This window comes from Pararhodobacter oceanensis (genome assembly GCF_003076755.1).
GTDB lineage: Bacteria > Pseudomonadota > Alphaproteobacteria > Rhodobacterales > Rhodobacteraceae > Pararhodobacter > Pararhodobacter oceanensis.
On record NZ_QDKM01000003.1, the window covers coordinates 404098 to 417343 of the forward strand.

Here is a 13246-nt window from a genome sequence, read left to right on the forward strand (position 1 = left end):
GCGCGTTCGGCAAGCCCTTTGGCGGCGGCGTCACGGGAAGGTGACGCAAGCGGGGGCGGTGCACGCCTTATGAAACCGAAGTGAGGCGCTCAGCCCAAGAGGATGATCGCGATGATCGACGCAGCCAGAAGCCCCATGCCGATGACCTCGATCAGGCTGGGCCGTTCGCGGAACACCAGCACCGAGACGAGGATCGAAAAGATCAATTCGATCTGCCCGACGCTGCGCACATAGGCGGCGTTTTGCAAAGAGAAGGCGATGAACCAGCCAGCGCTGCCCATGACGCCGGTCAGCGCCACCAATGCGGTTTTGCGCCATGAACGCACCACGCGCGCAACCTCGCCGGGTTCGCGCCATGCCAGCCAGAGGGTCATCGCCAGTGCCTGAAAACTGGTCGCCAGCGCCAAGGCGGTGACCGCGCGGAGCACCGCCAGCTCGCTATCCACCTGCAGCGTGGCACCGCGGTAGCCAATCGCCGCCAGCCCGAAGAGCGCGCCTGCCAGCACGCCCAGACCCGTGGCGGCGTTGAGGAACCTGCCGCTGCGCCAGCCCTCGGGCGGCCGCGACAGCAGCAACACGCCAAGGGTGCCAATGATGATTGCGATCCAGCCGAGCAGTGAGACCCCTTCGCCCAGCAAAAGCACAGACAAGAGCGCGACCTGAATCGTCTCGGTTTTGGTGAAGGCGATTCCGACTGCGAAACTGCGCTTGGAGAACAGTGCCACAGTGCAGAAGGTGGCAAGGATCTGCGCCAGCCCGCCGATCACCGCATAGATAAAGAACCACGCATTCACCGAGGGCAGGCTTTGCCCGAGGCCGAGCAGCAGCGCCAAGAGCGCCGCAACCGCCAGTGGCGCGGCGAATAGGAACCGCGAGAAGGTGGCGCCGCCGGTCGACAGGCCCAAGCCTTTAAGCTGCTTTTGCAGCATGAAGCGCAGGGTTTGCACCGCTGCCGCCAGAACCGATATGATCACCCATGCATCCATGGCGGGCTTGTCCCATGAACCCCGCGGAAGGTCGACCGCTGACGCAAGGTTTCGGATGACAATCCGCCTCAGCGCTTTACTTTGGCGCCAAATGCCAGCCGTCAGGAGCCCGCACCATGACCAACCCCTACCCGAATATGCTCGCCCCGCTTGATCTGGGTTTCACCACGTTGAAAAACCGCGTGCTGATGGGCTCGATGCACACCGGACTGGAAGAGCGCGGCGATTGGGACCGTGTCGCGGCCTATTACGCCGAGCGCGCCAAGGGTGGCGCCGGTCTGATTGTCACCGGCGGCATGGCGCCAAGTGTCGAGGGCGGCGTCTATCCGGGGGCTGCGGGGCTGTTCACCGATCAGGATATGGAGAACCACCGAAAGGTCACCGCAACCGTGCATGAGAATGGCGGCAAGATCGCCATGCAGATCCTGCATGCGGGGCGCTATGCTTACGGGCCGGAATGCGTCAGCGCCTCGCCGGTCAAATCGCCGATCTCGCCCTTCCCGCCGATTGAGTTGGACGAGGCTGGGATTGAAAAGCAGATCAATGATTTCGTCACCGCCGCCACGCGGGCGCAAGAGGCGGGCTATGACGGGGTCGAGGTGATGGGGTCCGAGGGGTATTTCCTCAACCAGTTCCTCTGCCTGCACACCAACAAGCGCGAGGATCGCTGGGGCGGCAGCTATGAAAACCGCATGCGCCTGCCGGTCGAGGCGGTGCGCCGTGTGCGCGAGGCGGTGGGGCCAGAGTTCATCATCATTTACCGGATTTCCCTGCTCGATCTGGTGCCCAACGGCCAGACCTTTGACGAGATCCTGCAACTGGCCAGCGCCATCGAGGCGGCGGGCGCGACGATCTTCAACACCGGCATCGGCTGGCATGAGGCGCGGGTGCCGACGATTGCCACCTCGGTGCCGCGGGCGGGGTTTGCCTGGGTGACGCAGAAGCTGATGGGCCATGTCGGCATTCCAGTGATCACCTCGAACCGGATCAACAACCCCGACACCGCCGAGAAGCTGCTGGAACAGGGTTGCGCCGATATGGTCTCGATGGCGCGACCGTTTCTGGCCGATCCCGATTTCGTCAACAAGGCCGCCGCGGGGCGCGCCGCCGATATCGCGCCCTGTATCGCCTGCAACCAAGCCTGTCTCGATCACACATTCTCGGGCAAAATCTCGACCTGTCTGGTCAATCCGCGCGCCTGTTTTGAAACCGAGCTGGAGTATACGCCCACCGATGCGCCGAAGAGCGTGGCCGTGGTTGGCGCCGGTCCGGCTGGGCTGATGGCGGCGATGGTGGCGGATGAGCGCGGCCACAAGGTGACGCTGTTTGAAAAAGACGACCGGCTGGGTGGGCAGCTCAATATGGCGCGGGTGATCCCGGGCAAAGAGGAGTTCCACGGGCTGGTCGAATGGTTCGAGACCCGCGTTGCGCGCTCGAAGATCGAGGTGAAGCTGAACACCAAGGCCAGCGCCGAGGCGCTGACAGGGTTTGACGAGGTGATCATTGCCACCGGCGTGGTGCCGCGCGATCCGGCGATTCCGGGGCAGGACGGGCCGAATGTGCTGTCTTATATCGACGTGTTGCGTCATGGGGCCGAGGTCGGCCAGCGCGTGGCGGTGATCGGCGCGGGTGGTATCGGCTTTGACGTGTCGGAATTTGTCACCCATCAGGGCGAGAGCCCGACGCTGAACCTGTCCGAATGGAAGGAAGAATGGGGCGTGGGCGACCCCGCCAAGGTGCCCGGCGGTCTGGTCAAGCCGAACCCGCCCGCTCCGGCGCGCGAGGTCACCTTGCTGCAGCGTAAGGCCGAGAAACTGGGCAAACGGCTGGGCAAAACCACCGGCTGGATTCACCGTGCCAGCCTCGCCGCGCGCGATGTCGAGATGCGCGGCGGTGTCACCTATGACGCGATCACCCCCGAAGGGCTGATGCTGGGCACCGATCAGGGCCAAGAACTGCTGGAAGTCGATACCATTGTGCTGTGCGCGGGACAGGTGCCGATGCGCGATCTGGCCGATGCGCTTGCGGGCAGCGGCACTTCGGTGCATGTCATTGGCGGTGCAGATGTGGCGGCGGAACTCGATGCGAAACGGGCGATTGACCAAGGAGCGCGGCTGGCGGCCTCGCTATAATTCATGATCTTCTGGCCTATTCTTGCCGGATTGATCCCCAGCTTCCTGTTGGTGGGGCTGGGCGGGCTGGTGCGGCGGCGTCTGTCCGAAAACGCATGGACCGGTCTGGATAAGCTGAACTTCGAGATCCTGTTTCCAGCGCTCCTGTTCACCGCCGCCGCCTCGCGCCCGATGGATGTGTCGCGGGTGGTGGTGATCGGCCCCGCGGTCTGGGCGATCCTGACGCTGGGCTTGGTGGCAGGCTATGCGGCGCGGCGCTTTGGGCCCGAGCGGTTTCTGGATTTTGCCGGCGCATGGCAGACTGCGTGGCGGTTCAACACCGCGATGGGCTTTGTCGCCGTTGCTGCGGTAAGCCGCGCCGATGCGGCAATGATGGCGGTGGTCGCAGGGATGGCGGTGCCGGTGGCGAATATTTTCGCGGTCACAGTGCTGTCGCGCGGCGGCAATCTGGGGCTCTGGGCGACGGTGCAGAAGGTGGCGCTGAACCCGTTCCTGCTGGCTTCGGTGGGCGGGGTGATCGTCGGCCTGTCCAGCCTGAGCGTGCCGGTGTTGATTCTGGCGCCACTGCAATTGCTGGCGCAGGCGGCGATCCCGATTGCGCTGATCTCGGTCGGCGCGACGATGGACTGGCGGGCGCTGGCGCGGCTGACCCCGTTCAGCGGCATCCTTGCGGGGGTCAAACTGCTGCTGCTGCCCGCGGCGACGCTGGTAGGCTGTCTGATGCTCGGCGCTGACCCTGCGATCACCTCGATTCTGACGATGTTCGCGGCGCTGCCGACCGCCTCGGCGGCGCATGTGCTGGCCGCAGGTTTTGGCGCAGACCGGATGTTAAGTGCCACGGTTGTGGCGCAGATCACCCTGCTGTCGGCGCTGACTTTGCCGCTTTGGATCGTGGCCATCGAGGCACTTGTATAACGGAAACAATCACTTGCCTGTCTCGCGACACTCAAGCTGCGGGCAGGTGATTGATGCAACATTGCGAACAATTGTCCCTTGTTCACCGCAGCACTGTCCTAATCCCGCCGCATTTTCCCTGTGTAAAGGAAACACAGCTTTTGTAGTGTGACAGGTGCGAGAATGGATCGTTTAACGGAAATGGAAGCCTTTGCCACGGTGGTGGACCAAGGTGGTTTTACCGACGCCGCGCGCAAAATGGGGATTTCAAAATCCGCTGTCTCGAAACATGTCTCCTCGCTGGAGGCGCGGCTCGGGGCGCGGTTGCTCAACCGCACGACCCGGCGGGTCAGCCCGACCGAAATCGGCCTTGTCTATTACGACCGCGCGCGCCGTGTGCTCAATGACGCCGGTGAGGCGGATAGCATCGTCAGCGCCATGCAATCGGCCCCCTCGGGCGTGCTGCGGATGTCGGTGGCGACCGATTTCGGGGTTAGCCTGCTGTCGCCGGTGCTTGATGAATTTCTCAATGAATTTCCCGATATCAGCGTCAATATGGTGCTCAAGAACCGCTATGTGGAACTGATCTCGGAAGGGTTCGACATGGCGATCCGCGTCGGCGAGATGGAGGATTCCAGTCTGCGCGCCCGCCGGATTTCGCATTGCACGCAACGTCTGATCGCCGCGCCGCGCTATTTCCAACAGCATGGACGCCCGACGCGGATTGACGAACTCAGCGATCACCGGCTGCTGCATTACTCCAATCAGGCCAGCGCCAATGTCTGGAAAATCGCCGCCCCTTCCGGCGAGATGCGGCAGGTGCGCGGCACCGGCTGGCTGACGGTCAATGACGGGCAATCACTGCTCAACGCCGCGATCAAGGGCATGGGCATCGCCTATCTGCCGAGCTTTCTGTATCATGAGGCGATGGCCAGCGGCTTGGTCGAGGATGTGATCCCCGAACTGCCGGAAACCACGCTGGGCATCTATGCGGTCTACCCGCCGGGCCGATTTACCCAGCCCAAGGTGCGCGCCTTCATTGATTTTCTGGTCGAACGCTTTGCCGAGAAAGGCCCGAACGACTGGTAAGGCCTAGGCGACTGGTAACGCGAAACCTCGGGCCGTTTTCCCTCCGGCCCTCAGGTGCAGACTGACCGACCCGTGAGGGCCGGTCAGTTCTTTTTTGCGCTTAGAGCGTGCTTGCGAAACGCTCGGTGGTCAGGGTGATCACCTGCTCGGCCGAGGTGGCATCGGCGTCAAAGACGTTGAAAATATGATCCGCGCCATCGATCACCACCGCTTCGACATCCGCACCCGCTGCGGCGCCGGCCATCGGGGTGGAATACATCGTATAGTAATCCTCGGAACCGGTGATGCCCAGAAACGGGCCGCTGTATTGCGCCAGTGCCGCGAGGATATTGTGCTGCGAGAGGCTGGTGAAAAACGTGTCTTTCAACGCCATGGTGCGCCAGCCCAGATCCAGCCCGACGATCCCCTCATCCGCCGCGCGGTCAAAGGTCTCCTGCCCCATGCTCTGCAGGAAATCGGTGTCGTAATCACCCACCGACGACCATGTGACCAGTGATTTCACCTCGGACCGTGCCGCGGCCAGCTGGATCGCCGCGCCGCCGCCAAAGGAGAAGCCCAGCACGCCGATGCGCTCGGCATCGACGCCGTCGGTGGCAAGAAGCGCCGAGAGGCCGATCTCGGCATCCTCGTTCTGCCGGTCAACCGTATGGTGGCCGGTGTCCCCGCCCGACTGGCCGAAACCGCGGAAATCAATCCGCAGTGACGCGATCCCCGCCTCGGCCAGCGCCGCCGCTTCCATCGCAAACATGCCGCCAACCTCATCGCGGCTGGAGCCGAACCCGTGCAGCATCAAGACCGCCGGAAACGGGCCCTCGCCCTCGGGCATGTTCAACGTCGCGGCGATCCCCTCAGAGAGGGTCAGCGGCGTTTCCTCGGCCAGAGCCGGAGCTGCGGCCAGCGCCGCGATCAGGGGAAAAGCAAAGCGCATCGGGTATCCTTTCGGTGAAAAAGCCGAAGGATAGGCGGCGATGTTCTGCGGATCAATCTTTGCTGCTGTGCCGCTGGCGGGGGATTGCCGGTGCGGCAATGAAAAACGGCCCCCGCCACATAGGGGCAAGGGCCGCGACGTCAGGTGCAGGCGCGGTTTACCCGCAAATCTCGCCCAGCGCGCCGTCGATGGCGTCGGACATTTGGTCGACATCATCCGCCGTCGAGATCAGTGCCGGTGACAGGCAGAGCGTGTTGTTGAAACCGGGCACCGAGCGGTTGGTCATGCCGATCTGCACGCCGCGTTTCATCACCGCGCCGACCACCGCCGCGACGGTGGCTTCGGCCAGTGGCTCGCGTGAGGTGCGGTCGGACACCAGTTCGGCGCCGATAAACAGCCCCTTGCCGCGCACCTGCCCGATCACCCGATGCTTCTCCATCAAGGCGTTCAGATTGCCCATCAGCCGCTCACCCATGGCGGTGGTGTTCTCCAACAGCCCCTCGTCCTCGATGATCCGCATATTCTCCAGCGCCGCCGCCGGACCGGCGGTGCAGCCGCCAAAGGTCGAGATGTCGCGGAAGTAGTCCAGCGGGTCATTCGGGTTGCCTTTGAACATCTCGAACACCGCTTCGGTGGTTACGGTGCAGGAGATCGCCGCATAGCCCGAGGCCACGCCCTTGGCCATGGTGACGATATCGGGCTGCACGCCGTATTGCTGGTAGCCGAACCATTTGCCGGTGCGCCCGACGCCGCAGACCACCTCGTCGATGATCAGCAGCAGCCCGTATTTCTTGCAGATTTCCTGCACGCGGGGCCAATAGCCCTCGGGCGGGGTGATCACGCCGCCGCCTGCCGTCACCGGCTCGAGAATGATCGCGCCGACGGTATCGGGGCCCTCGCGCAGGATCACCTCTTCGATGGCGTTGGCGGCGCGCAAGCCGTAGTCCTCAACCTCGCCCCATTGGCTGCGGTATTCGAGGCAATGCGGCACCGGCACAAAGCCTTCGGGATAGGGGCCGTAGAAGGATTTACGCTCTTCCTGCCCGCCCGAGGCCAGCGCGGCGATGGTGGTGCCGTGGTAGTCGCGCTCACGGTAGAGGATTTTCCACTTCTTGCCGCCATGCACCTGATGGGCGATCTGGCGCACCATCTTATAGGCTTTCTCATTCGCCTCGGAGCCGGAGTTCGAGTAATAGACCCGCGTCATACCGGGCATTTTCTCGATCAGACGCTGGGCGAACATCGCGCCGGGGATCGAGCCTGCGGACCCGGCGAAATAGTTCATCTTGAGCAGTTGATCGCGCACCACATTGGCGATGCTTTCGCGCCCGTAGCCGACGTTGACCGTCCAGACCCCGCCCGAAACCGCGTCCAGCGTTTCGCGGCCGGTAGCATCCCAGACCCGCAGGCCCTTGCCCTCGACAATCACCCGCGGATCGACGGCTTCATATTGTTTGTGCTGGCTCAAATGGTGCCAGACGTGAATGCGGTCAGCCTCGACCACCTCGCTCAGATCGTTGATGTTTGACGTATCCATGGCGCAACCCCCTTTTGCCGGCAAATGCCGGGCCGAAACTATCGCCTGACACTCGCCCTTTCCTAGCACCTTCGATAGCGCCAGTTATACCCTATTCATATCGCCAGAACCCGCTAAAGTGAAGTTGAGCGGGGCGGCAGAACAGGAAGGGCGTGCGGGATGAGTGTTTCGGTGGAAAGCTTCCTGATGGACCCGCATCACGATGGCACGCTGCAAAGCCGTATCCGGCAGATGGTCGCGCAGGGGATATTGTCCGGGCGGATGCGGCGCGGTGAGCGCATGCCTTCGAGCCGCAAACTGGCTGCGCATCTGGGGGTCAGCCGGATCACCGTGACGCTGGCCTACGCCGATCTCGTTGCCGATGATTACCTGCGTGCCGAGGGGCGCTCGGGGTATTTCGTGTCCGAGGGTGCGCCCGAACCCGGCGACCACCCGCCCGCGCGGGCCAGCGGCGGGGATGCGGTGGATTGGGGGCGGATGCTGGGCCATCGGCCGGAGTCGGTGCCGATGAGCCTTGGCAAGCCGCGCAACTGGCGCGATTTCCGCTATCCTTTCGTCTACGGGCAGGCCGATCCGACGCTGTTTGATCACGCCAATTGGCGCGGCTGTATGTTGCAGGCTTTGGGGCAAAAGGATTTCGCCCTGATGACCGATGATAATTTCGACCATGATGACCCCGCGCTGGTCGAATATATCGCCCGCCACACGCTGCCACGGCGGGGAATTCTGGCCGCGCCTGATGAGATACTGGTCACGCTGGGCGCGCAGAACGCGCTCTGGCTGACCGCGCAACTTTTGCTGAACCAGCGGCGCACGGCGGCGATTGAGGACCCCGGCTATCCCGGGTTGCGCGAGATCCTGCGCCAGACCCGTTGCCGCGTGGTGCCGGTGCCGGTCGGCGCGCAGGGGCTGGAGCCCGCGCGCGTGCCTGCAGGCACCGACATCCTGTTTTGCACGCCGAGCCACCATTGCCCGACCGGCGCGACTCTGCCGCTGGAGGCGCGTCACGCGCTGCTGCACGAGGCCGCCGCGCGCAACACGCTGATTGTCGAAGATGATTATGAATTCGAGATCACCCATGGCCGCGCGCCCCTGCCGGCGCTGAAATCGCTGGACCGCGAGGGGCGGGTGATCCATGTCGGCAGCTTCTCGAAATCACTATTTCCGGGGCTGCGGCTGGGGTTTCTGGTCGGCCCCGCGCCGTTCATCCGCGAGGCGCGGGCATTGCGTGCGACGGTGCTGCGCCACCCGCCCGGCCTGTTGCAGCGCGCCGCCTCGCATTTTCTCTCGTTGGGCTATTACGACGCGATGCTGCGCCGTCTCACGCGCAGTTTCTCGCAACGCCGCGCGGTTCTGCTGGAAGCTGCACAGGCCGAAGGGCTGACGATAGGCGGCGCGGTGGATGTTGGCGGCTCGAGCCTATGGATGCGCACGCCGCAGGGCGTCAGCGCCGAGACCTTGGCGCGCGATCTGCATGAGGACAGCGTGCTGATTGAGCCCGGCGCGCGGTTTTTCGACCGGCCCGAGGAGGGCGACCGCTATTACCGCATCGCCTACTCCTCGATCACCGAAGAGCGTATCCCCGAGGGGATCGCCCGCATTGCCCGCCGGTTGCGCAGCGGAAACTGGACCTAGATATGCGCAGGTTTTGGCCCTAAACTTTCCGGCCATAGCGGATAGATCAGAGCCAACGCAGCTTTGCGCGATCCGACCCGCCAAAGCCCCGACACCATCCAATTGCAAGGACCACCGCGATGAAAATGACCACCGAAGAAGCCTTTGTCAAAACGCTGCAATTGCATGGGATCGCGCATGCCTTCGGGATTATCGGCTCGGCGATGATGCCGGTCTCGGACCTGTTCCCGAAGGCGGGGATTATGTTTTGGGACTGCGCGCATGAGGGCAGCGCGGGGATGATGGCCGATGGTTACACGCGCGCCAGTGGCAGAATGTCGATGATGATCGCGCAGAATGGCCCCGGTATCACCAATTTCGTCACCGCGGTGAAAACCGCCTATTGGAACCACACGCCGCTGCTGCTGGTGACCCCGCAGGCGGCGAATAAGACCATCGGACAGGGCGGTTTCCAAGAGGTCGAGCAGATGAAGCTGTTCGAGGATATGGTCGCCTATCAAGAGGAGGTGCGTGATCCCTCGCGGGTGGTCGAAGTGCTCAACCGGGTGATCCTCAACGCCAAACGCGCCAGTGCGCCGGCGCAGATCAACATCCCGCGCGATTACTGGACGCAGGTGATTGATGTGGACCTGCCGCAGGTGCTGGAATTCGAGCGTCCCGCGGGTGGCGAAGCGGCGGTGGCGCAGGCGGCGGAACTGCTGTCGGGGGCGCAGAATCCGGTGATCCTGAACGGTGCAGGTGTGGTGTTAGCCAAGGGCGGGATCGCCGCCTCGATGGCGCTGGCCGAGCGCTTGGATGCGCCGGTTTGCGTCGGCTACCAGCATAACGACGCCTTCCCCGGCTCGCATCCGCTGTTTGCCGGACCCTTGGGGTATAACGGCTCGAAAGCAGCGATGGAGCTGATTTCCGAGGCTGATGTGGTGCTCTGTCTGGGCACGCGGTTGAACCCGTTTTCGACGCTGCCGGGCTACGGGATGGAGTATTGGCCCGATAAGGCCAAGATCATTCAGGTGGATATCAATCCCGACCGGATCGGGCTGACCAAGACGGTCAGCGTTGGTATTGTCGGGGATGCGGCCAAGGTTGCGACGGGTATCTTGGCGCAACTGTCGGTGACGGCAGGAGACGCGGGGCGCGCGGCGCGCAAGGCGAAGATTGCTCAGAAGAAATCGGCTTGGGCGCAGCAGCTATCCTCAATGGATCACGAAGACGACGATCCCGGCACCGATTGGAACCAGCGCGCCCGCGCCGATAAGCCCGCGTGGATGAGCCCGCGCATGGCGTGGCGGGCGATACAGGCGGCGCTGCCGGTCGAAGCGATCATCTCCTCGGACATCGGCAACAATTGCGCGATCGGTAATGCCTATCCGTCGTTCGAGACGGGGCGCAAATATCTGGCGCCGGGGTTGTTCGGCCCCTGCGGCTACGGGCTGCCCGCGATTGTCGGCGCCAAGATCGCCTGCCCCGATGTGCCGGTGGTCGGTTTTGCCGGTGACGGGGCATTTGGCATCGCGGTGAATGAGTTGACCGCCATTGGCCGCGAAGAATGGCCGGCGGTGACGCAGGTGGTGTTCCGCAACTACCAATGGGGCGCGGAAAAGCGCAACTCGACGCTGTGGTTTGACGATAATTTCGTCGGCACCGAATTGGATACAAAGGTTAGCTATGCGGGGATCGCCCAAGCCTGCGGCCTCAAGGGCGTGGTCGCGCGGACGATGGCGGAACTGACCGAGGCGCTGGATCAGGCGCTCAAGGACCAGAAGGCGGGGATTACCACGCTGATTGAGGCGATGATCAATCAGGAACTCGGTGAGCCGTTCCGCCGTGACGCGATGAAAAAGCCGGTGGAAGTGGCGGGGATTGATGCCGCTGATATGCGGGCGCAGGAGGCCTAAGCGGTCATGGCTGTGCGAGTTTAGCCCATCGCCAGAGTGATCGCGGTGGCGCTGACGATATCGGCAACAGAGGCGCCGCGGCTCAGGTCGCAGACGGGGCAGCGGAAGCCTTGCAGGAAGGGGCCGAGCGCCTGCGCGCCAGCCAGTTCCTGCAGCAGTTTATAGGCGATATTGCCCGCATCCAGTGAGGGGAAGATCAGTGTATTGGCGACACCGCCTGCGTAGCCCTTCTTGGCGGCGATCACCGCGTTCAGCGCCGCATCGGCCTGCACTGGCCCCGCAAATCCGCTGGCCTCGCAAGCCGCGCGCACGATGTCTACCGAGGCCCCCTGCCCCGATGCGCCGGTGGAAAACGACAAGAGCGCCACATGCGCCTCGCCGAGCAGGGCGCGGGCGGATCTTGCACTGGCACGGGCGATATCGGCGAGTTGTGCGGCGTCCGGCGCGGTGTTGACGGCGCAATCGGCAAAGACCAGCGGGCGGGCGGGTGCACCGTCGCGGGCGGGCATCAACATCAGGAAAAAGCTGGAGGGCGTGGTGACGCCTTCGGCCATGCCGATGGCCAGCGACGCGGCTTCGATCACGCGGCGGGTGGGATGGGTGGCACCGGCAACCATCGCCTCGGCCTCGCCCGCCGCGACCATCGCCGCGGCGCGGATCAGGGGTTTTTCCAGCATCCGCCGCGCCAGCGCAGGCTTCAGCGTGGGGCGGTTGACCAGCAGCAGGTCGACATAAGCCTCGGCAGGACGCGCGGCCTCCAGTGTCAGCGGTTCGGCCAACCCCTCGGCGCGCAGCCGCGCGGCGGCTTCGGCAATGCGCGGATCCTCCATTTCCGGCAGGACCACCCGCGCGCCGCGTGTTTTCGCAGCCTCAAATGCGCGCCCTACTACATCCATCCTGCCCTCCGTTTCCTGCTTGATGCAGACTGCCGATATAGCGCAGACGGTCAAGCGCAACCGGCACCGCCAGAGGGCCCGAGGCAGCTTGCCACCAGCGGCATCGCAAGGAACCTTGCACTTGTGTAACGCCGCAGCGTATTGAGGCGGAGTGGTGACGGTGAGGAATGTTGGATGGAACAAGGGCAGTCTCAGCCGTTCAAAGCGGCTCTGTGGATGTGCGGGGCGATTGCCTCCTTCACCTTTATGGCGGTGGCCGGACGCACGGTGCAGACCGAGCTCAACACCTTCGAGCTGATGTTCTGGCGCTCGTTCCTTGGCATGCTGATTGTGCTGGCGATCATCCGCTGGCGCACCGGCGAGTTCGCGGCGATCCGCACCCGCCATTGGGGGCTGCATCTGACGCGCAATATCTTCCACTTTTTCGGCCAGAACATGTGGTTCTACGGCATCGCGGTGATCCCGCTGTCGCAACTGGTGGCGCTGGAGTTCACCATGCCGATCTGGGTGCTGCTGCTGGCGCCGCTGTTTTTGGGCGAGGTGCTGACGCGGCGCAAACTGATTGTCGCGCTGATCGGCTTTATCGGCGTGCTGGTGGTGGCGCAACCGGGGGTGCAACCCTTGAGCAGCGGCCATGCGGCGGGGATATTGGCGGCGGTGGCCTTTGCGGTGAACCTGATATTCACCCGCAAGATCATGCTGCATGACGCGGTGCTCTGCGTGTTGTTCTGGATGACCCTCAGCCAGACGGTGATGGGGCTTGGCCTGTCACTGGCCAGCGGCTTTACATGGCCCAGTCTGGCGCTGTCGCCGTGGCTGGTGATCATCGCGATCACCGGCTTGACCGCGCATTACTCGCTGACCTCGGCGCTGGGGCTGGCACCGGCGATGCTGGTCGCGCCGATGGAATTTGCCCGCCTGCCGATCATCGCGCTGGTCGGGATGGTGGTCTATGCCGAGGCGCTGGACCCGATGGTGTTCCTTGGCGCGGCGATCATTTTCTCGGCGAATTTCTGGAATATGCGCGGCGCAAGAATCCGCAGCCGCGCCTAGGGTGAAGCAGGCGCGGCGCAGCGCGCCAAGGCGGCGCGGCGAGGGGCTAAGCTCTGGGTTCCGTGCAGAAAAAATTCGCCCGACCTGACGCCACGATCTGACCGGATCGTCAAAACGGCTTTGCATGGATTATGCACTTGTGCTTTAACTTCGGCTATCGGCTCAAAAATAGGGCCGAATCCAACACCTTTGGGAGGCACT

The 13246-nt window shown here is 63.7% G+C and carries 10 protein-coding genes; 6 read left to right on the plus strand and 4 right to left on the minus strand.

Annotated elements, in window-relative coordinates:
* Window positions 1–89: 89 nt before the first annotated feature.
* A complete protein-coding gene (locus DDE20_RS09435) occupies window positions 90–986 on the minus strand; it encodes a DMT family transporter (RefSeq protein ID WP_116558222.1) in 897 nt (298 codons plus the stop codon).
* Between the two features lie 116 nt (window positions 987–1102).
* Between DDE20_RS09435 and DDE20_RS09440 the strand changes: the two genes are divergently transcribed.
* The 3 genes from DDE20_RS09440 (at window position 1103) to DDE20_RS09450 (ending at window position 5101) form a co-directional block, all read left to right on the plus strand.
* Complete coding sequence (locus tag DDE20_RS09440) at window positions 1103–3118, plus strand: NADPH-dependent 2,4-dienoyl-CoA reductase (RefSeq protein WP_116558223.1); 2016 nt, start codon at window positions 1103–1105, stop codon at window positions 3116–3118.
* Window positions 3119–3121: 3 nt separating this feature from the next.
* Entirely contained in the window at window positions 3122–4033 is a 912-nt protein-coding gene (locus DDE20_RS09445) for an AEC family transporter (RefSeq protein ID WP_116558224.1), read from the plus strand.
* A 162-nt stretch (window positions 4034–4195) separates the two neighbouring features.
* Window positions 4196–5101, plus strand: a complete 906-nt coding sequence (locus DDE20_RS09450) for a LysR family transcriptional regulator (RefSeq protein ID WP_116558225.1) — start codon at window positions 4196–4198, stop codon at window positions 5099–5101.
* Between the two features lie 100 nt (window positions 5102–5201).
* Here DDE20_RS09450 and DDE20_RS09455 read toward each other — a convergent pair whose 3' ends face one another.
* Together DDE20_RS09455 and DDE20_RS09460 are read right to left on the minus strand one after the other, a co-directional pair.
* Window positions 5202–6029 (minus strand): alpha/beta hydrolase, encoded by an 828-nt coding sequence (locus DDE20_RS09455; protein WP_116558226.1) that lies wholly within the window; start codon window positions 6027–6029, stop codon window positions 5202–5204.
* A gap of 157 nt (window positions 6030–6186) precedes the next feature.
* Window positions 6187–7566, minus strand: a complete 1380-nt coding sequence (locus DDE20_RS09460; RefSeq protein WP_116558227.1) for an aminotransferase family protein — start codon at window positions 7564–7566, stop codon at window positions 6187–6189.
* Window positions 7567–7725: 159 nt separating this feature from the next.
* On the opposite strand from DDE20_RS09460, the gene pdxR reads away from it, so the two are divergent.
* Together pdxR and xsc are read left to right on the plus strand one after the other, a co-directional pair.
* A complete protein-coding gene (gene pdxR / locus DDE20_RS09465; RefSeq protein ID WP_116558228.1) occupies window positions 7726–9201 on the plus strand; it encodes a MocR-like pyridoxine biosynthesis transcription factor PdxR in 1476 nt (491 codons plus the stop codon).
* Window positions 9202–9320: 119 nt separating this feature from the next.
* The gene (gene xsc / locus DDE20_RS09470) at window positions 9321–11096 is read left to right on the plus strand and encodes a sulfoacetaldehyde acetyltransferase (protein WP_116558229.1); all 1776 of its coding nucleotides are present in this window, start codon (window positions 9321–9323) and stop codon (window positions 11094–11096) included.
* Window positions 11097–11116: 20 nt separating this feature from the next.
* Here the strand turns inward: xsc and DDE20_RS09475 are convergent, their stop codons facing one another.
* On the minus strand, window positions 11117–11992 hold the full coding sequence (locus tag DDE20_RS09475) for a phosphate acyltransferase (protein WP_116558230.1): 876 nt from the start codon (window positions 11990–11992) through the stop codon (window positions 11117–11119).
* A 174-nt stretch (window positions 11993–12166) separates the two neighbouring features.
* Between DDE20_RS09475 and DDE20_RS09480 the strand changes: the two genes are divergently transcribed.
* A complete protein-coding gene (locus DDE20_RS09480; RefSeq protein ID WP_116558231.1) occupies window positions 12167–13045 on the plus strand; it encodes a DMT family transporter in 879 nt (292 codons plus the stop codon).
* The last annotated feature ends 201 nt before the right edge of the window (window positions 13046–13246 follow it).

Bases quoted from the DNA above. Each gene is read 5' to 3' on its own strand.
- DDE20_RS09435 (WP_116558222.1), bottom strand. From the start codon at position 986: ATGGATGCATGGGTGATCATATCGGTTCTGGCGGCAGCGGTGCAAACC.
- DDE20_RS09440 (WP_116558223.1), top strand. From the start codon at position 1,103: ATGACCAACCCCTACCCGAATATGCTCGCCCCGCTTGATCTGGGTTTC.
- DDE20_RS09445 (WP_116558224.1), top strand. From the start codon at position 3,122: ATGATCTTCTGGCCTATTCTTGCCGGATTGATCCCCAGCTTCCTGTTG.
- DDE20_RS09450 (WP_116558225.1), top strand. From the start codon at position 4,196: ATGGATCGTTTAACGGAAATGGAAGCCTTTGCCACGGTGGTGGACCAA.
- DDE20_RS09455 (WP_116558226.1), bottom strand. From the start codon at position 6,029: ATGCGCTTTGCTTTTCCCCTGATCGCGGCGCTGGCCGCAGCTCCGGCT.
- DDE20_RS09460 (WP_116558227.1), bottom strand. From the start codon at position 7,566: ATGGATACGTCAAACATCAACGATCTGAGCGAGGTGGTCGAGGCTGAC.
- pdxR (WP_116558228.1), top strand. From the start codon at position 7,726: ATGAGTGTTTCGGTGGAAAGCTTCCTGATGGACCCGCATCACGATGGC.
- xsc (WP_116558229.1), top strand. From the start codon at position 9,321: ATGAAAATGACCACCGAAGAAGCCTTTGTCAAAACGCTGCAATTGCAT.
- DDE20_RS09475 (WP_116558230.1), bottom strand. From the start codon at position 11,992: ATGGATGTAGTAGGGCGCGCATTTGAGGCTGCGAAAACACGCGGCGCG.
- DDE20_RS09480 (WP_116558231.1), top strand. From the start codon at position 12,167: ATGGAACAAGGGCAGTCTCAGCCGTTCAAAGCGGCTCTGTGGATGTGC.